At 45.4% G+C, this 18,393-nt stretch carries 15 protein-coding genes; 5 read left to right on the plus strand and 10 right to left on the minus strand.

The features are described from left to right. The first annotated feature begins 122 nt into the window (after positions 1-122). The 4 genes from wecB (at position 123) to D8U18_RS22075 (ending at position 4,371) form a co-directional block, all read left to right on the plus strand. Positions 123-1,250: a UDP-N-acetylglucosamine 2-epimerase (non-hydrolyzing) gene (gene wecB, locus D8U18_RS22060; RefSeq protein ID WP_131108402.1), complete on the plus strand. Its 1,128-nt coding sequence runs from the start codon at positions 123-125 to the stop codon at positions 1,248-1,250. A 9-nt stretch (positions 1,251-1,259) separates the two neighbouring features. Continuing rightward, positions 1,260-2,525, plus strand: coding sequence for a UDP-N-acetyl-D-mannosamine dehydrogenase (wecC, locus tag D8U18_RS22065; RefSeq protein ID WP_056856441.1), 1,266 nt, complete (start codon positions 1,260-1,262; stop codon positions 2,523-2,525). A 123-nt stretch (positions 2,526-2,648) separates the two neighbouring features. Beyond that, positions 2,649-3,893: a hypothetical protein gene (locus D8U18_RS22070; RefSeq protein ID WP_131108403.1), complete on the plus strand. Its 1,245-nt coding sequence runs from the start codon at positions 2,649-2,651 to the stop codon at positions 3,891-3,893. A gap of 16 nt (positions 3,894-3,909) precedes the next feature. Beyond that, positions 3,910-4,371, plus strand: coding sequence for a DapH/DapD/GlmU-related protein (locus D8U18_RS22075; protein ID WP_082557660.1), 462 nt, complete (start codon positions 3,910-3,912; stop codon positions 4,369-4,371). A 226-nt stretch (positions 4,372-4,597) separates the two neighbouring features. On the opposite strand, the gene D8U18_RS22080 is transcribed toward D8U18_RS22075, so the two are convergent. The 7 genes from D8U18_RS22080 to D8U18_RS22110 form a co-directional block, all read right to left on the minus strand. After that, on the minus strand, positions 4,598-5,776 hold the full coding sequence (locus tag D8U18_RS22080; protein WP_131108404.1) for a DegT/DnrJ/EryC1/StrS aminotransferase family protein: 1,179 nt from the start codon (positions 5,774-5,776) through the stop codon (positions 4,598-4,600). Between the two features lie 99 nt (positions 5,777-5,875). Beyond that, positions 5,876-6,493, minus strand: coding sequence for a NeuD/PglB/VioB family sugar acetyltransferase (locus tag D8U18_RS22085; RefSeq protein WP_056856444.1), 618 nt, complete (start codon positions 6,491-6,493; stop codon positions 5,876-5,878). Then, positions 6,490-7,086 (minus strand): sugar transferase, encoded by a 597-nt coding sequence (locus D8U18_RS22090; RefSeq protein ID WP_056856445.1) that lies wholly within the window; start codon positions 7,084-7,086, stop codon positions 6,490-6,492. Before D8U18_RS22090 ends, D8U18_RS22085 begins: the two co-directional genes overlap by 4 nt. 272 nt (positions 7,087-7,358) lie before the next feature. Next, on the minus strand, positions 7,359-8,576 hold the full coding sequence (locus D8U18_RS22095; protein ID WP_056856446.1) for a glycosyltransferase family 4 protein: 1,218 nt from the start codon (positions 8,574-8,576) through the stop codon (positions 7,359-7,361). Next, complete coding sequence (locus D8U18_RS22100; protein WP_131108405.1) at positions 8,573-10,465, minus strand: heparinase II/III family protein; 1,893 nt, start codon at positions 10,463-10,465, stop codon at positions 8,573-8,575. Before D8U18_RS22100 ends, D8U18_RS22095 begins: the two co-directional genes overlap by 4 nt. A 5-nt stretch (positions 10,466-10,470) precedes the next feature. Beyond that, entirely contained in the window at positions 10,471-12,339 is a 1,869-nt protein-coding gene (asnB, locus tag D8U18_RS22105; RefSeq protein WP_131108406.1) for an asparagine synthase (glutamine-hydrolyzing), read from the minus strand. Positions 12,340-12,395: 56 nt separating this feature from the next. Further along, a complete protein-coding gene (locus tag D8U18_RS22110) occupies positions 12,396-13,598 on the minus strand; it encodes a hypothetical protein (RefSeq protein ID WP_131108407.1) in 1,203 nt (400 codons plus the stop codon). A gap of 792 nt (positions 13,599-14,390) precedes the next feature. Between D8U18_RS22110 and D8U18_RS22115 the strand changes: the two genes are divergently transcribed. Continuing rightward, positions 14,391-15,392, plus strand: coding sequence for a Wzz/FepE/Etk N-terminal domain-containing protein (locus D8U18_RS22115; protein WP_082557662.1), 1,002 nt, complete (start codon positions 14,391-14,393; stop codon positions 15,390-15,392). A gap of 517 nt (positions 15,393-15,909) precedes the next feature. Here D8U18_RS22115 and D8U18_RS22120 read toward each other — a convergent pair. The 3 genes from D8U18_RS22120 to ihfB form a co-directional block, all read right to left on the minus strand. After that, positions 15,910-17,508 (minus strand): hypothetical protein, encoded by a 1,599-nt coding sequence (locus D8U18_RS22120; protein ID WP_131108408.1) that lies wholly within the window; start codon positions 17,506-17,508, stop codon positions 15,910-15,912. A 286-nt stretch (positions 17,509-17,794) separates the two neighbouring features. Next, a complete protein-coding gene (locus tag D8U18_RS22125; RefSeq protein ID WP_131108409.1) occupies positions 17,795-18,022 on the minus strand; it encodes a LapA family protein in 228 nt (75 codons plus the stop codon). 28 nt (positions 18,023-18,050) lie between these two features. Continuing rightward, positions 18,051-18,347 (minus strand): integration host factor subunit beta, encoded by a 297-nt coding sequence (gene ihfB / locus D8U18_RS22130; RefSeq protein WP_056856452.1) that lies wholly within the window; start codon positions 18,345-18,347, stop codon positions 18,051-18,053. Between the last annotated feature and the right edge of the window lie 46 nt (positions 18,348-18,393).

An 18,393-nucleotide genomic window follows, 5' to 3' on the forward strand; every position in this document is an offset into this window, starting at 1 on the left:
TGTTTACCGTCGGGTTGAACGAGAGAAACACCGATTATTGAGTCGTATAATTCATCATGCAAGACAACTGGTATCGCATGTATACACGTTAAACCTTCCTTTTTTTCAATAGCGGTATTGCAATGACTTTGAAAACACTGTGTGTATTCGGCACGCGCCCTGAGGCAATCAAAATGGCTCCCTTGGCGCTGAGCCTCGCAGCCGACGAAAGATTCGAAGCCAAAGTGTGCGTGACCGGTCAGCATCGGCAGATGCTCGATCAAGTATTGGATCTGTTCCAGATTACTCCCGACTTCGATCTCAACATTATGAAGCCGGGCCAGGACCTGACCGACGTCACGACGGCAATCCTGCATGGAATGAAAAAGATCTTTGCTGAGTTTAAACCAGATATTGTCTTGGTACATGGTGACACGGCGACGACTTTCGCAACAGCAATGGCGGCATACTATCAGCAAATACCGGTAGCCCATGTTGAGGCAGGGCTGCGAACAGGTAACATGTATTCGCCTTGGCCAGAAGAAGCAAACCGCAAACTGACAGGAGCGCTTGCCGCGCTACACTTTGCCCCCACCGATACCTCCAGACAGAATCTAATCAATGAAGGAGTGGATGTATCTTCAATTCACGTGACGGGAAACACTGTAATAGACGCCTTGCTTGACGTGGTCGAAAGGGTCGAGAGCGATTCGGATTTACAGCAAATGTTCCATGAACAATTCTCGTTCATAAGTGAAGGCAAGCGAGTGATCCTTGTTACTGGCCACCGGCGTGAAAGCTTCGGCGATGGATTTGACAACATTTGCAAAGCGCTGGCTAATATTGCAAAAACCTTTCCAGACGTCGAGATTGTCTATCCTGTGCACCTGAACCCCAATGTGCGGGAACCCGTGAACCGCCTTCTGGCGGGCATTGAAAATATTCACCTGATCGAACCGCTGGACTATCTACCTTTCGTGTATCTAATGCATCGCTCCTACCTCATCCTAAGTGACTCGGGCGGCATTCAAGAAGAAGCACCTTCACTCGGCAAACCCGTTCTAGTGATGCGTGATACAACCGAACGACCGGAAGCTGTCGAGGCCGGTACTGTAAAACTGGTAGGCACCGGAGTCGATGCAATCACAAGTAACCTGACCCGCCTACTGACTGACCCGAAAGCATATGAGCAGATGAGCTATGCTCACAATCCCTACGGCGATGGCAAGGCCTGCGCTCGCATTCTCGAAGTTCTTTCCAAAATTCAATAAGGTCCACATATGAGTTTTGAAACTGTTTCCGTGGTTGGCCTAGGCTACATTGGCCTTCCTACTGCTGCTGTTTTTGCCGCACGCAAGAAAAAAGTTATTGGCGTCGACGTGAATCCGCACGCGGTGTCCACGATCAATCGCGGCGATATTCACATTATTGAGCCAGATCTGGATATCGTTGTCCGAGCAGCTGTAACTGAGGGGTATTTGCGCGCGACCACCACACCCGAATCGGCAGATGCCTTCCTGATCGCTGTTCCGACGCCATTCAAAGGCGACCATGAACCGGACTTGTCTTACATCGAGTCGGCGAGCAAAGCCATCGCCCCAGTATTGAAGAAAGGCGACTTGGTAATTCTCGAGTCGACTTCACCTGTAGGTGCAACCGAACAAATGTCTGAGTGGTTGGCCGAAGCGCGACCGGACCTGAGTTTCCCGCAAACTCACGGCGAACTTTCTGATATTCGCATTGCGCATTGCCCGGAGCGCGTTCTACCCGGTCACGTATTACGTGAGCTGATCGAAAATGATCGGATCATTGGTGGCATGACCGCCAAATGCTCGGATGCTGCAATGCACCTTTATAAAACATTTGTTGAAGGTGAATGCATCATCACGGATGCGCGAACTGCGGAAATGTGCAAGCTCACCGAAAACAGCTTCCGCGATGTGAACATCGCTTTTGCAAATGAACTATCGATCATTTGCGACAAGCTTGATATTAACGTATGGGAGTTGATCCGCCTTGCGAATCACCACCCACGAGTCAACATATTGCAACCGGGACCTGGCGTTGGCGGGCACTGCATCGCGGTTGACCCTTGGTTTATCGTGAGCCGGACACCTGATGAAGCGCGCTTGATACGAGCCGCGCGCGAGGTCAATGACAGCAAGCCACAATGGGTACTCGATCAAGTCCAGCTTGCAATTGGCAAATTTTTGCAGGAACACCCGGCTAAAACAGCCAAAGACGTCACTGTCGCCTGCCTAGGCTTGGCATTTAAACCAGACATTGACGATCTGCGCGAAAGCCCTTCACTCGAGATCACCTTAAAAATAGCAGAAGTTCATCCAGGGAGTGTTCTAGCAGTTGAACCAAATATCGAATGCCTCCCAGCTCGTTTGAAAGAAGCCGTAAAACTCAGCGATGTCGATCAGGCTTTGACGACGGCCGACGTGGTGGTTCTGCTCGTCGATCACAGTGCATTCAAGGGAATCCCGAAAGACCGCTTGTCCTCAGTAAAAGTTATTGATACCCGCGGAATTTGGACCTAAATGTTGACCTAATGTACGAGAGCCGGATGGGATCCCACCGGCTCTTTTACCTTGAGGCGACGTTGATTTTTGTCAATTGATCGTATGCTCGATTAGTCTTGATGAGGTATAAGAGGTTCTTGCATGGTCAATTTGCTAATTCAAGTTCTGACACTTATAAGTGGTCTTGTGGTTAACTTCGTTATCCCTGGGCTTTATGGACTGGAAGCATATGGCGCCTTTATTAAGGCCAACGTACTAGTATTTTTATTTCAGAAGCTTCTTGATATAGTCAACGAACAACTTATTGCGAGCATAGAAGCCAAATACATACTCGTAACTTCACTATTCATGGCATTGTTGATATTTGTATTATTTAGCATAATCAGCCTCGTAGAGGATATCGGCAATAAATATTTGCTTGGTGTAATGCTATTAAGCTCGGCATGCTTGCTTTCATTATTCGGACTACGCTTGCAGCGCTGGATCGTTGGGTATCTTGTAATTTTTTTAATAGTATTCTTTACCCTTCTTATTATCACCAACCAGAAAATTGCAAACCTGAGCATTGTAGAAATACTGTTACTCACCAATCTTATACCATGTCTGTACTCCATTGCCGTGCTGATTACCCACGGAGCAAAAATCCCTGTCGGCAAGCTTCTGCTGTCTACCTGCCACCAAGTACTTCTGTTATTACCCAGAATGATCACCATCACGTTGGTTTTCAATCTTTTCACGAACATACTCCCCTACATTTTATCTAAAAGCCTGCCTATTCGAGACCTTGGACTTTTCCGCGTGATAGTTTCGATCATTCAATCAGCTACGAGCTTATTCCCGATAAATGTGAGGGCCGTATTTGTCTCGTTCGTGTCCGGTGGCGAACGACAAGAGCAGTATAGAAAAATCATGTCAATTTCGCTGTTGTATTTTGCGCTGGTTGGCTTGTTTGGTTATGCACTAGGATGGATGTTTCCACAATATTCTGGTTACTTTGCGTTACTCCCTTGTTTGCCAGTCCTATACTGGGCAGTAGTTAGTGAGCGATATCTCGTCGCAACAGGTCTTCATCGCAAGGTAATAGTAGCAAACTTGGTCACTGGAATATTCGCCGTGGCGGGAATGATCCTGTTCGTTAAAGGGCTAAAACAGGCAGAGATTTTTTACACGGTCGGCTTTTCTGCTTATTTACTGATTTTGCACTTGCTATGTAAACCAGGAATTCGTTTACCTGTTGTATTCTGGGTGTCGATACTTTCGCCGATAGCCGTAATTATGAAGAATGTTAGTTTGATCTGGGGCACACTCTACATGTGCTCACTTTTGTTCATTGCTGTAGTAGTACTCCGGCTTCGCCCGGCGGACTTGCGCACGCTGCGGTTTTAATAGGGAGAGATTAATAATGAATGCTGTAAAACTCTATAGAATTGGGAACTGGTTTCATAAACGCGGAGTGCCAATCGTACCTGGCCTCATTCGAAATTTAATCTTTCTCTTTTTTAACTCCTATATCCCAGTTTCCGCGAACATAGGAAAAGGTTCTATTTTTGCCTATGGCGCTATAGGCGTTGTGGTTCATGCGAACGCTAAAATCGGAACTAATTGCGTTTTGGGACAGGGTATTACAATCGGGGCAGCGGAAGGCTATGTTACTAGTGAGATTAATAAATGCCCCGTGATCGGAGATAACTGTTACATCGGTGCGGGAGCGAAGATTATTGGTGACATCAAAATCGGTGACAACTGCCAAATTGGAGCGTCAGCAGTCGTTCTTAAAGACGTACCTTCTAACTCAATTATAGTTGGCATTCCAGCCCGAGTTGTCGGACAAACACCTTTGGATTACAGAGCAATACGACCGTAATTCCGTGCAGGCATGATGGAGGTGAAAACAATGAGGCAATGCCATTATGCCGAGCCTTGCACCTCTATCATCTAAGTAAAAGACTGTAATACCCCTTAACTTTCCTATCCTAAATTTCAAAAGATCCTGTCTCAGGTCGGTAGTATAGAGGAACGAACAGAGCCGAGCTTTATCAGCTCGACTCTTAACACCTGTTACTCCAACTACACCTGATGTAGAGATAGAGTTAATCTGCGAGAGCTTCCTTCATGACTTCGATCAAGACTTCGCATGTCTTGTCGATCTCTAAAGAGGTAAGGGTCGGGTGAACCATGAACATCAAGCTGGTTTCCCCTAACTCCCGGGCAAGAGGGAGACGTACCACAGGTCGCCAAGCTGTATTGTCGAAGGCTTTTTCCAGATAAACCTCTGAGCACGAACCAGAGAAACACGGAACTCCACGCGCGGCGATCTCATTAAGGACTCGATCCCGACTCCAATCAGACTTCAAAGCATGGGGTTCGACAAACACATAGCACTTGTATGCTGCGTGAGTATAATCTTCTGAAATATGTGGTACTCGCAAACCGATCGATTGTTCCGCGGCAGCCCAAATTTTACGAGCGTTGGCCAATCGGACTTCCTGCCAGTGCTTCATGCGGCGCAGTTGGATTCGACCCAACACACCCTGCACTTCCAACATACGCCAGTTGGTGCCGAAGCTCTCATGCAGCCAACGAAAACCGGGAGCATGTTCTCGCTCGTAGACAGCTTCCCAACTCTTGCCATGATCCTTGTAGGACCACATCGCTGCCCACAAACTGTGATCGTTAGTTGTGACCATCCCACCTTCACCACCAGTGGTCATGATCTTGTCTTGGCAGAACGACCAAGCCCCAACATGGCCAATGGAGCCGACTGAACGGCCTTTGTATGTCGCGCCATGGGCCTGAGCACAATCCTCTATCACCTTGAGGTCATGCTCTTGGGCTAGAGCCATGATCGGGTCCATATCACAGGGCCAACCCGCAAGATGAACACAAACAATAGCCCGAGTACGAGACGTTAATACAGCAGCAATTGTCTGCGCTGTAATATTCTGCGAGTCGCGGTCTACATCTGCAAACACCGGAATCGCTCCGGCATTGACGATACTAGAAACAGATGCAAGAAAAGTCCTTGAGGTGACGATGACCTCGTCCCCCGCTCCGATTCCCAATGCCTGAAATGCAAGATCCAAGGCAACTGTGCCGTTTGCCAGGGCTATAGCGTGACGAGTACCAGTCCACGCAGCGAATTCTTTCTCAAATTCGCGACACTCCTGCCCCGTCCAGTAATTGACTTTGTTGGAAAGAATAACGTCACGAACTGCATTGGCTTCCTCTTCGGAGAAAGAAGGCCAGGGAGAAAAATGAGAGTTCAACACAGCTTATTTCCATTGATTTCAGAATTAAAATTATGAAACGCTATTCATTCACATCCGGCTCAGCCAAATATCTTTTTATGGCCGCAGCCTTACTCAAACTCAACGTACTTTAGCAGGTACGCCGATAACGACTACCCCGTCAGCTACATGGCTCACAACCGACGCCCCAGCACCGACGACGACTTCACAACCGATTCTGATTAATTGCTTAACACTAGCGCCTATTCCGATCCAGCTTCGGTCGCCCACACTGACAGAACCTGCCAGTCTGGCTCCTGGGCTCACATGTACAGCCTCCCCTAACTGGCAATCATGGTCAACACTGCAGCCTGTGTTGAGGATCGCTCCGAGACCTATCTTCGCGTCGGCATTGACCACAGCTGCAGCGAAAACGACAGAGCCAACACCAATGGTAGCGTATCGGCTAACGAACGCCATTGGATGAATCAATGATACAACAGGAGCGGCCGCGCTCATCAGGGTCACGAGCTTATCGTTACGAACCTTATTATCGCCAATTGCCACGATCACACCGTCGTACTCCAGGAGTCGAGCGAGCATGGCCTTCGAATCTCCTACGACTGACCAATGCCCATTTTCGCTACGGGCAGGCCAAGCGTCATCAAAAAACTCCACCAGATCCCATCCGCAGCAATGGGCGGTGTCAGCAACGACTTTCCCGTGCCCACTGGCACCAAGCACTGCCAGTTTCTTCATGGCTTGTTACCAGTAAACTTGGACATAGTAACTTCGCCATCCGCGCTGATCCCTTCTCTGACCACCACTTTTTTAAGTGTCATGAGAATAATCTTGATGTCTAGCCAAAAGGACTGGTTATCAACATACCAGACATCCAATTTAAATTTTTCGTCCCAAGATAATGCATTTCGCCCATTGACCTGCGCCCAACCAGTGACACCGGGGCGAAGGTTATGACGGCGAAACTGCTCCGGACTATATAAAGGCAGATACTCCATTAACAATGGGCGCGGCCCGACGAGGCTCATTTCACCTTTGAGTACGTTCCACAACTCTGGAAGCTCATCAAGGCTGCAGGCCCGGAGGAAGCTTCCGAACGGGGTCATACGCTCCGCATCCGCAAGGGGGTTGCCTTGGGCATCGAATGCATCTCGCATAGTACGGAACTTAACCATCTCAAAGGGTTTGCCGCCATAGCCAGGACGGATTTGCTTGAAAAGCACTGGCGAGCCAAGTTTTTGACGAATATTCCATGCAACGATTGCCATAACCGGCGCCAAAATAATAAGTGCTAACAATGAAGCAGTGATATCGAAGAACCGTTTGAACATTTGAAGACCTGAATGCCTGATGGATGAGAGCGAATGAACCGTCGTCTACGCCTGCTCTTTTGACTTTTAAACAATGGCCAGCGCAAAGCTTAGGTACCAAATATATCTCATGACCTCGTGAAAGGGGTGGTACCTCTGGCACAAACAATACAACAAATGTGAAGCCTGATCAGTGGAACCAGCCGCGAGCAACCCGCGACTTATTTAAGCAGAGTTCAAGGAGCGCAAACGACTCCGGATGCGACTGCAGGCGGTGAGACTGAACCCCATAATCACCGCACCGCCCCTTCGAGCCAATCAACAAATTGATCAGCCAATATTCTGCGATCAAAATGATTGATAGCAAGCTGACGCCCCTTCAGCCCCTTCAATTTAAGCGCCTCACGATCGTTAGCAGCATGCTCTAAAGCGTCTGCGAATGCTTTAGGATTTTCAGGGGGCACCACATAGCCACAGTCGTTAGTCCTGATCAGCTCGGCAAGCCAGCCTGGATAATTATTCAACACTGGAAGACCGGAAGCGATATAGTCGAAAAATTTATTAGGCGACGTCCCATAATAAAATGCAGGAACATTTGCCAAAATTTGGAGACCAATATCAGCGGAAGCCATTAGTCCAGACAATCGTTCTTTATTGACTGGATCGTGAAAAATAACGTTGTCCAAATTCAACGCCCGCGCGCGCTCTACCAAGGCAGGTTTCAATTTGCCCTGTCCTACTAAAACTAACCGTATATCGTCTCGCCCACGAGACTTGAGCTCAAGAGCAGTATCGAGCACGGCATCCAGCTTATTAGCTACTCCGTGAGTGCCTGTAAATACTGCCACCAGCTGACTTTGGCTCACACCCTCTGGTAGCCAAGGATCTGTTGGAATATTGAAAATATCCAAATCACATCCATTCGGAACCATGGCAATTTTTTCTCGAAGCACCCCTCGATGTGAAATCCCCTCCACAATTCCAGGAGAAAGCCCAATAAGTCTGTGAGCCGAGCGATAGCTTATCCATTCCAGAGCTGACAGCGCGCCAAGAATCAGAGGGTTACGAATAACTCCCATTGCTTTCGGCAATTCTGGCCAAAGATCCCTTACCTCGAAAATAAAGGGCTTATTACGAAACCAACGAGCGAAAATGCCTGGAATTCCGGCGGTTAATGGAGTGGTTGTAGCGAATACCAGATCGTATTTTTCGGTCAACGCTATCCCAATACTTCGTATTGCAAATTTCATAAAACTAATAGTGCGTTTAAAGAGGCCGTGACTATTGGAATACGCAAGATCAAGCTCAATAACCCTAATACCAGCCACCATGCCAGTGCGTTTGCCAGAAACGAAATCAGTACTCAGCCCGGTTTGTCCACCACTATAACTACCACAAACCACGGTCACTTGATGCCCCCTGGCGATCAGCCTTTGAGCCATCTCATACGATCTCGTCCCTACCGCCCCCTTTGGTGTGGAGAAGTGTTGGTGAAAATAAAGAACTCTCATATTTGATCCTGAATATCCACTTTAGCAATTATTAAAGTGTTTGCTTTTTGAGTCATGATGAGCCGCGCACCGACTTGTTTATCTAGATAACGTGTCGAGTAAAAAGATTCACTCGTACTTACGGGTGCGTCACATTTTAAAAAGACACCTGGAGCAACTACAGTGCCCAAATCGGAGATGATCGGAGCGGTGGTTAAATTATAAGCTACCGACCAATCGTCATCATCTGGCCCTTGATCAGAGATCAAAATGCTTCCCCCCGAAAACTGCAACTTTCGGACAAAGGCCTGTCCTTTGAGGTTACTTACTCGCGCAGAGACTGAAACAAGCTCATGATTTTCAGTCGTTTCAAGATCAGTGCCCGGCCATTCTAGATATAGGAAACGGCTCAGCCGGTCAACGAATCGACCTTCTGAGAGAAAGGGAACGTTGTGAGCAGGCGCTTCATCAAAGTATTCAATGAGCAAGGGATCATCCGGATTGTAGCTGTAGGAACCTGAGTCGCGAAATACATTCACACCACGCACCCACAAATCAAGGTGTAAAAAATCCTGTTGCTGTGGTCGAAACTTGTTATTGGGGTACTTGAAGAAAGCCCTGTAAGACGACATCGATACTACCAGCATGCCGAACTCTCTAAATTGCAAAAAGCGTTCAGCTTTCATCTGGACAAATTTTGGCTCAAAACCAAAGCAATAAACATTACTGCAAGCTGCATCAAAAATATGATTAATTGGCAGCGAAAACACCGCTCCCATAAAAACGACAGAAGGTGAAAAATCATCAAACGATGTAAATTGAACTGCATGTAGCGATCCATCATTATGCCCAATATTCGGGGCTCTTCCGGAAACAGGATCTACCAGCGTAGAAAGAAATGCATGCATATTTTTCACACAATTCAACTTATCCTTGGACCGCCAATAACCGATATTTAGCGCCTCATCAATTACTTTTGACAAAGACAATATATCGCAGACCGCGCGATGATAATTAACCGAATACATAGCAAAAGAACCATCGCGCTGGATTAGCCTCGCCATTACCCGATCAATACGCCTTAAATTTTTGGCATTTTCCTTTGGTGTCGCAACATTAATCCCGTAGTGCTTTAGAAAGTTAAAGCTAAAATAAAGGAACAGGCTTTCAGTCAAACTATGATTATTATCCTGCGCCAGCGAGTAATCGATCGTTAATTTCACTCGCTCATAGGAAGCTTGCATCAACGCCAATAACCTCTTGGCAGGACGACTGTTAAAGTGAGTCTCATAAATGAATGTACTCACCATCAGGTGCAACCCGCGAATGGAGACCTCCTGACCGCAAGCCCAATTGACGCCCATGAAATAACCATTTTCGGCAACCCATGAACCCAATAGATCTTCACTCCTGTCCAAGTACATTCGACGTTTGTCTTCGTCGGTCGACACTGCGGCTGCGATCGCTAATTGAGTTACCCATTTAAACCTCGAGAGATCCCAGCAGAGCTTCACATCGGCCCCCGGACTCTCATTCAGTTTCACACGCGAAAAATGCTCATCCTTTGAACTGGCGTAACTTACCTTATGCCATTCGGGTGCCTTTCCCTCGAACGTCCGATCATCTTCAAAGCGACGAAACCAACCGCATGTGACCTCATTCGCACGCTCCAATACGGATGCTTGCAGTGTGAGGTCAATCGAGGGACGGGAACGGGCGTCTTCGTGTACCCAGAATCCCACATCAGTAGGTACAGCAACTACAGGCAATGCCTGTTCGTAGTATTTATTGCGAAGACGCAAGCGATGCCGGATCACCCGAAGTATATTGATCAACCCCAAACGCTTAATCAATAAAATCTTCAATAACAACCGTCGACAACCGATATACTTCATCAATAGAGATGACATTACGCTTATTCCGTTCGAATAAAAGCTTGGAACTCACGAAGCCAGACTTCTAGACCTAATGGATTGAAGATCTCTCGATACCAAACATTTCGATCACCGCTACAATAAGCTGCATACTTTTCCTCTAATTTAACTCTATCAATAAGATCATATTTATAGATCAATGCAGAGGAAGAAAAATACGACTCTACTGCCGATTTAAGCTCGGCCCTCAACCATTCATCCTGAGGACTAGTGAATCCTTGCTTATCTTTGCGCCAAGTAATACTTTTGGGCAATAGCGCTTCATATGCGGTTCGAAGAAGATATTTAGTCCAACCTTTGCACAGCTTTAAGTTAGCTGGTGCGTTCAGCATAAACTCGACCAGTCTATAATCCAGAAATGGTAAGCGAATCTCACGACCAAACGCCATTGACATCCTGTCTTCATAGTGAGTTAGATACGGTACGGAGTATTTTTTATAATCGAGCCATTGGCGGTCTTCTAATGATCTCCCTATAGCACCAATGGGGGCTTTTTTGAAGTGACTGATTACTTTTTCAGACATAATCGTGGTACTGCTAACCCCTTTTCCTTCCAAATATCGCTTCGCCTCTGCAAAACCGAATTGATTCAGCACTGTACCGGTGCGAGCAAAAGACAATAGGACCTTTAGGGCAGTGAAGTATTTCCTGTCTTTAACGAGATGTTTAATATAAAAACCCAAATACTTCTTGTATCCACAAAGTATTTCATCTGCCCCCTGCCCACTCAGAATAACTTTTACACCGAGCTCTCTGGCTTGGGACATCAATAAATAAAATGCGACATTGGACAAACTTCCTAGTGGGGCATCGTTATGCCACGTAGCCTTGTGCATTAAAGCTAGAGTTTCATCTGCAGACCAACCCAGATCTACTTTTGAAACATCAAGGTCAAAGTGATCAGCAACGATATCGATAAAAGGAGATTCATCCCCTTTTTTTCCAGGAGAAACTGCGGAAAGCACAAAAAAATTACTATGACCTAGCTGGCTTCTTACAGCTTGGCAAATTAGAGATGAATCAAGCCCCCCGGAAAGGGTAACACCAACTGGAACATCAGCCCTCAACCTTAGCTTCACCGCATCTTCGAAAAGCTCGCGAAATTTAGCTTCAGGATTCTGATAATAAGACTTGTCGAATGCACTAAAAGGCGTCCAATAAGACGAACTGGATATATTGATCTCTTTTTTCTTGAGATCCAAAACCGCGTATTCACCGGACTCGAGACTGTTAATCCCCTCAAAAAAAGTTGCTGTCGTGTCATCTTGAACTGACTGCTCAATATATTTACCTACAACTCCTAAGTTTAAGTTAAATTTGCCACCACTAAGCACCAGCAACGTTTTAATTTCAGAAGCGAAATATAAGTTCCCATCAACAACAGTATGGTACAGCGGTTTTACTCCCGCGCGATCACGACTAAGTAAAAGTGTCTGCTTATTTGTGTCAAGGAGCGCGATCGACCACATACCATTAAACTCTGCCAGCGCTTCTGCGTAATTGCCACCTGACAATGCCTCCAGAATCACTTCAGTGTCTGTTCCGCTCCGAAGATTATTCATCTTCTTCGCTAACGCAATCTCTTTATAATTGTAAACTTCGCCATTGAAGACAATTTCACTCTCAAGATTAGATGAACTCATTGGCTGACGCCCATTATCTGAGAGATCTAGGATCGAAAGTCGTTGGTGAGCCAACACGACTGTTACATCGTTTAGCTCATAAACCTTATGACCATTCATATCCGGGCCTCTGTGAGCTTGCACGCTCTGGGCCTCTTCAATTCGAGCTAATAATTGCTGACGATTTGTAGACTTATTATAGATCACAGCACCAAAAAGACCGCACACGTAAACCCCCTATAAATCAATGCTCTTCCGTCGAACTTTCAAGAAACGGATAAAAATTATTTTGATGCTGCAGTATGGCAAGCGTAGCTACTTCGATTCAACTTCCGCCGTTGATTAGTTGCACCTGAAACGACACCGCAACTAATTGCAAAATTTACGTAAGCAAAAATACTAAACTCGGTAAACAAGAAAAACATCGAAGCTATGCAGTAGACGGCGTAACAATAGATAACTGGGTTGCTATTTTCCTTGATGAGTTTTAATGCATCCAAGAAAAACCCTGCCAAATAGTAGGCGAATGCAACGACAAAAGGAATGCCGTAGTAGATCGCTAGATTTGCAGGTGTAAAGTGAAGATTTCTATGAAGCCCCGAAGCATCCTCGAAACCTTCCACTTTGAAAGCAAATCCAAGCCCAGCGCCAAAAAAATACTCTAGAGGAGTATGAACTGCAGCGATCGCACCGCGGAGCTCCTCAATACGGCCACCACTCAACAGGTTTATAATTCCCGATGAATCGCTGGGCAGGTTCGTATTACTCTTGAGAAAAATCGCTGCAAGCGTATCCAGGTTCAACACTGTCATCAAACAAATAAAACAGAATATAGCAATTAAAGAGATCCACCATGGCAAAGTCATTTTTTTATATCTATAACAAATTAACAACACTAAAAACCCAGCCAGATATACCCCTCGCTTGCCAGAAACAACTAATATAAGCATGTAACTAATCTGCGAAAAAATATTCCCTGATGCTAGTAGCCACGCCAAACCAAAAATTGAGTCGATACTCGAGAACGCAGGATAAAGAGGGATTAGATAACGACTTATCAGCAAACTGCACAGAACCACAACTACCGTCACCCAGCCGGTTGCTTTCAACCAAAAACGAACAGTCCGGGACAAACCAAATTTTTCTAAATTTATATAATTACGAATAAAAATAACTACAGTGAGAAAAAGGACGGGCCGAAGAAAGTCAGTGAGGATATCTGGAATACTACGGCCACCATAGTTGGTCATCAGTGCAGTCCCTATCACCAAAAGGAACAATACCAGTTCAATTGGGCGGACTTTTATTCTGTCTGCTCTAAGTAAAAAAAGCATGCCGCATGCCAGCATGACTGCGAGATTAAAAAGCAAGAAAGGTACGAAAGTATTAGCAATAAATGCGAGCCTTAGCGGATTTAAAAGCAAAAAACCACAACCGGCGATTATCGCACCTATTGCCAGTCCGGTTGAGATTCGCTGCTCGATCATTCCATTTTCCTATCATTTGACAAACTAACACAGATCCTCGCACCCAACTGTTCATCTGTTGCTTGTGCAAAATTAGCCATTTTCTTTGCTTCTAGACATGCGTTGAAAATCTTAAAAGCCATCCGATTACCATTGCTGCCAAATCAAAAATTTATAAACATGCCTGCTAACACGCGGGCCCAGGATCTTCATCCAAGCTTGCGCGCCGCAAGCATGGCGGGATCAGCCCGATCTGTACAGCTTAAAACTGAGATTTCCGACAACAGTAATCTTCACTTACCTGCTTTCCTCACAGCAAGAATCTGAGCCCCTACCAATCTGGCCGATTTTCGGATCTGCTGCATTGCCCGCCTTATTAATACGAGCAATCGGTCGGCCACCCCCCCCTATCGCCTTTGGAATAGCGGGAAAGCATACCTGCACCGACTTGGTTTCCTGCCCTAGCAAGGCATCAAGCTATTATATATTACGGTACGTCCTTCCTGCACCCCTAACATCCACCAAAACCCACGCGCGCAACACTGGTAAAAAATTAGCCAACCAATGCCAACACGGGACTGCTGTCTGCCCCCGATAGTCGAACGCGACCTCCGTCAGCTTCTGCGTTGCGGGCAAGACTTCTGTAGGACTTTTCGCTTATCCTTGTAATCTTTATACTTGATGGCAAAATGCGCATTCAGTACGATTGCCCACAACGCTGTATCCTTTGAAAAAAGTGATTTCGTTCAAACCAATAGACCGCAGCGGGATCGAGGTCTGTTTTACGTTCCAAATTTAAGGTAGATCTGATCAGTGAACAACCACTCGCCCGTCACTCCAAGCAAGCCCATAAATGAAGTCGATCTCGTAGATCTTATTCGCATTTTATGGCAGCAAAAAATGTTGATAATCTTGACCGCCATAATTTTTGCCGTCGTAGCCTCACTCTACGCTTACTTCAGCAAGCCAGCTTATGTAGCCAGGATCAATCTGCAGGCGCCACTATCTAGTGATGTTGCCGTTCTCAATTACTCTGGCATCAAGCAATTTGTGCCTGATGAAGTTTATATTCTGTTCACCCGCGAACTTCAGTCAGACAAAGTACGAATTGATCTCTATAAAGATGTATATCTGCCGTCAAAATCTGAAACTTCATCTGCTGCCTTCAGTTCCGCTGCTGAGCTTTCCAATCATATTACTGTAAGTGGTGTCGCTCCTGGTCGATTTACTATCACCGCGCAAGGGTCAACCCCTGAAGAGCTACCAATGTATCTTGAAGGCCTTTTAAAAACAGCTAGCGATAGCACAAAACAAAAGGTTCTCAAGAATCTGTCTTTTGAAGCTGAATCAGCTGCCCAGCGTTATGAGCAGCTAATTGCAGCAAGCAGGGAAGTTACGAAAACAAAGCGTTTGGACGAGATCTCTCGACTGCAGGATTCGTTACGCATAGCAGAAAGTCTCAATATCGAAAAGCCCTCCTCTTCTTTAACGGCTAATGACCCAGAAGATCTTGCCTACCTTAGAGGAACCCTCGCATTAAAAGCAGAGATAAATAGCCTACAACACCGCACCAATGACGATCCTTACATTAAAAAATTTCGTGAATCAGTTTTCCAGAAAGAGTTTTTCAGCTCGATTAATGTAAAACCAACAGAGTTCTCCGTGTATTCACAAGAAGGGCCGATCGAGTCCTTGGGCCCAATTAAACCAAGGAGCTCCATGGTTATCGCCATAGGAATTATTTTTGGTGCACTAGTAGGCGTGGTTATCGCATTGATTCGTTGCTTTGCCCGCAAACAGCAGCCCCTAACTTGACTTAATCGACGTTAGTTTTTTACCTCCAGCATGATTTGACGGTTTTGCATCCGTGTCATGTTGGAGGTCTAAGCCCCTTCGAGAACAACGCTCGTTAATGTAAGCTGAACCGGACTTTAGGATCGGCAGTTGGGGTTATTATTGCTCATATTGACGAACCCTGATTTGCTACACGGGAGAGAGACTCGCTCAGTCTTCCAGCCCCTCTGCCTCCATACAAACTTCCAGATCAACTGACTCAACCTGATTGCGTGAACACCAGAACTGTGCCGCCAACTACGTACACATTTAGCGTATGAGTTACGCTAGTTTGAAGCGTGACCAAGCGTCTACCTGTGCTCCCCAGACTGCACCTCTATAATGCATCACGATAATTTTACATCGAGTCCAAATTAAGACTCACCTAGAGCGAATGTTGAGCATTTAAAGCCAAGCTTCTGAAATGAACTTCATAAAACACACCAGCTCATTGATCGCCTTTTTTTTTCGTCAGCTTTTCTATGAAACGCGTTAAAACTCAGAACAATTTTACTCTCAGCCATCCGTTATCCTTGTAACGATAATCCAATATCCGAAAACTTCCCTCCGGATTGATTATTTTGCAGGATTTCTTGTCCGGCCCGTTTTTTTGCAATTCAAGCGGTACGTATTTTTGTCCGGAAAATGCTTTTATTGACGCTTCAAGATATTGGAAATTTACTAAGGGAACATTCTGGGGATTGCTTTTCAAATAACCAACTACAAACTCCATACGCTGAAGTACTGAGCGACAGCCATTAGCCACCATTGGATAATTATATTGATAGGAAAATAATGGGGCTGTCATTTTAGGAACTGAGTAAGGCAACTTAGCAGCAAGATCACTATCCTGAATAATTGTAGACATTGGATCATCGGTGGCAGCTTCATACTCTTCGATCGAATTGAATTGTAATCCGCGAAAGAAATTATACTCCATCGCACTAAAGCTGAAGCCATAAGCCTTAAATGTCAGGTATAAAATGAGTGAAACTGACACAAAGCACACTGCATTCGCCCACTTGATCGAATGACATCTCAGAAAGTCCAGAAAAATCACAATCCCAACGCCAGCAATTAAGCCGGTAGAATAGTCAAGATAGTTTTTATAGGAGAGCATAACCCCTGAAATCATATGCAAGTTGCATATAAAAAATATCGAGATGGCAATATACAGTTGCACATGCACCTGTTTACTTGTTTTGAAAGCTTCCGGACTCAAAATAGCCCTTTCCACCAACAAAAAGAAAAACATGAGTCCTGCTGAAACCGGAAATACTGGCACATGGGTTTTTATATACCCTTGAGGTATACCCGTGATGAATACATCTTTAGACAAAAACAAAAAATCAAAAACAATGAATCCAATTGAAACGACCAGATAAGATATTATACAAATTATACCAACCCTTAAAAAACCAAAACTTCGTTCAATAAATTTTGAATACAGCAGTATTAAACCGCTAACAAGAAAATATGCATACGGAACACCCACATAAAAATAAAGAAGCGGCACCACTGCAAACAAAAAACTAATTTTTCTGGTCTTCAAATACCCAGCGACGGCCAATACAACAAAAAAATATGATAGTTGCGGCTCTGGTGTGCGCAAGGCTGACTGATAGTATTCCCAACCATACCCTAAAATCCCGTACTCCCTGGTAAAACCCGATAGCAACGGATTGCCGAAATTAAAAAGAATAGGGGAAAATAAAATCACAACCCCATAGATCAATGCTTGACTACTTTCAACTTTCAAGTACCGGAGTATAAAAAAAATCAAAGAAAAAGTTACAGGAGTCAACAAACAGTCAAATATTATATTTATCTCCCCTCCACTGAACCCTAGATTTTGTAGTGCGTATACGATTCCGCCTGAAGTCCAATATCCTGGAATAGTTAATGAGCCATGCGCCCCCTGATAACTAAGATAGGTTTCTTCATCCCATGCGTTTACATAAATAAAATTTACCGATTCGAAATATGCATAAATCATTGGAAAAACGTAAGATAAATACGCTAAAACGACAATCGATATGCTGAAAATTAAACCTAACGATGATGTTTTCGATATTTTTTTTATCATTGCTACAAACATAGAGCGTGAGTTCCGTAATAACTATCCAACTTTAACTTCCATTTGTAACAGGTTGCTCTACAAAAGTACTGACATCAAGACCTCAAGTCCAACACCAAACACCCACCTTAGTCTAAAGTTTCAATGGATCATCTGCCAGTGTTAGTATACCAAACTATCAACTAACTGCCCGGCGCCTAACTGGTCGCTTCTTTTTCGTTTGTCAGATAACACCTCTACACTTGAGCTGTAACTCAGCGTGAAAATATAAATTGTGCAACTTCTTGAAGGGATAAGTTCAGCTATTTCAGTTGCCACTACGACCTGCACGATTAAGTAATAAACCTATCAGCGGCCCAATTACTAGCCCAATTAGCAATGAACCGATAGTAACACCAGCCAATGGTAACCGCGGCGCGACCCATCCGAAAAATGCCAGGGTAACGGGCTGCTGGTTTTCCAGAACGAATACCAATACGGTAACGACGAGCAATAAAAGGATTAGCCCGAGGAGTAAACGCTTGAGATTACTCACGAGTTATCTCCATTGCCTGCTACAACTATCAATTCCCTTCCTCCTCATCCTCGTTGACACGATCCCTGAGCTCCTTCCCCGGCTTGAAATGCGGAACAAACTTGCCATCCAGGCTAACCGACTGACCAGTCTTCGGATTGCGCCCTACCCGCGGCGCGCGGTAGTGCAAGGAGAAGCTGCCGAACCCGCGGATCTCGATCCGATCACCGGTGGCCAGGCATTGGGACATTTGTTCGAGCATGGTCTTGATGGCCAGCTCGACATCCTTGGATGAGAGCAGCCCTTGATGGGTGACAATTCGTTCGATCAACTCCGACTTCGTCATATTTTTCCCTTCTTTTTCAAGCAGCTAGGAAAATCTCTCCAGAGGT

Origin of the sequence: Pseudomonas sp. Sample_10 (genome assembly GCF_004321495.1) — a bacterium.
Taxonomy (GTDB): Bacteria; Pseudomonadota; Gammaproteobacteria; order Pseudomonadales; family Pseudomonadaceae; genus Aquipseudomonas.

Excerpts from the sequence above, each read along its gene's own strand:
- wecC (WP_056856441.1), top strand. The coding sequence starts at position 1,260 with ATGAGTTTTGAAACTGTTTCCGTGGTTGGCCTAGGCTACATTGGCCTT.
- D8U18_RS22110 (WP_131108407.1), bottom strand. The coding sequence starts at position 13,598 with ATGATCGAGCAGCGAATCTCAACCGGACTGGCAATAGGTGCGATAATC.
- D8U18_RS22100 (WP_131108405.1), bottom strand. The coding sequence starts at position 10,465 with ATGTCATCTCTATTGATGAAGTATATCGGTTGTCGACGGTTGTTATTG.
- wecB (WP_131108402.1), top strand. The coding sequence starts at position 123 with ATGACTTTGAAAACACTGTGTGTATTCGGCACGCGCCCTGAGGCAATC.
- D8U18_RS22075 (WP_082557660.1), top strand. The coding sequence starts at position 3,910 with ATGAATGCTGTAAAACTCTATAGAATTGGGAACTGGTTTCATAAACGC.
- D8U18_RS22070 (WP_131108403.1), top strand. The coding sequence starts at position 2,649 with ATGGTCAATTTGCTAATTCAAGTTCTGACACTTATAAGTGGTCTTGTG.
- D8U18_RS22090 (WP_056856445.1), bottom strand. The coding sequence starts at position 7,086 with ATGTTCAAACGGTTCTTCGATATCACTGCTTCATTGTTAGCACTTATT.
- D8U18_RS22085 (WP_056856444.1), bottom strand. The coding sequence starts at position 6,493 with ATGAAGAAACTGGCAGTGCTTGGTGCCAGTGGGCACGGGAAAGTCGTT.
- D8U18_RS22095 (WP_056856446.1), bottom strand. The coding sequence starts at position 8,576 with ATGAGAGTTCTTTATTTTCACCAACACTTCTCCACACCAAAGGGGGCG.
- ihfB (WP_056856452.1), bottom strand. The coding sequence starts at position 18,347 with ATGACGAAGTCGGAGTTGATCGAACGAATTGTCACCCATCAAGGGCTG.
- D8U18_RS22120 (WP_131108408.1), bottom strand. The coding sequence starts at position 17,508 with ATGTTTGTAGCAATGATAAAAAAAATATCGAAAACATCATCGTTAGGT.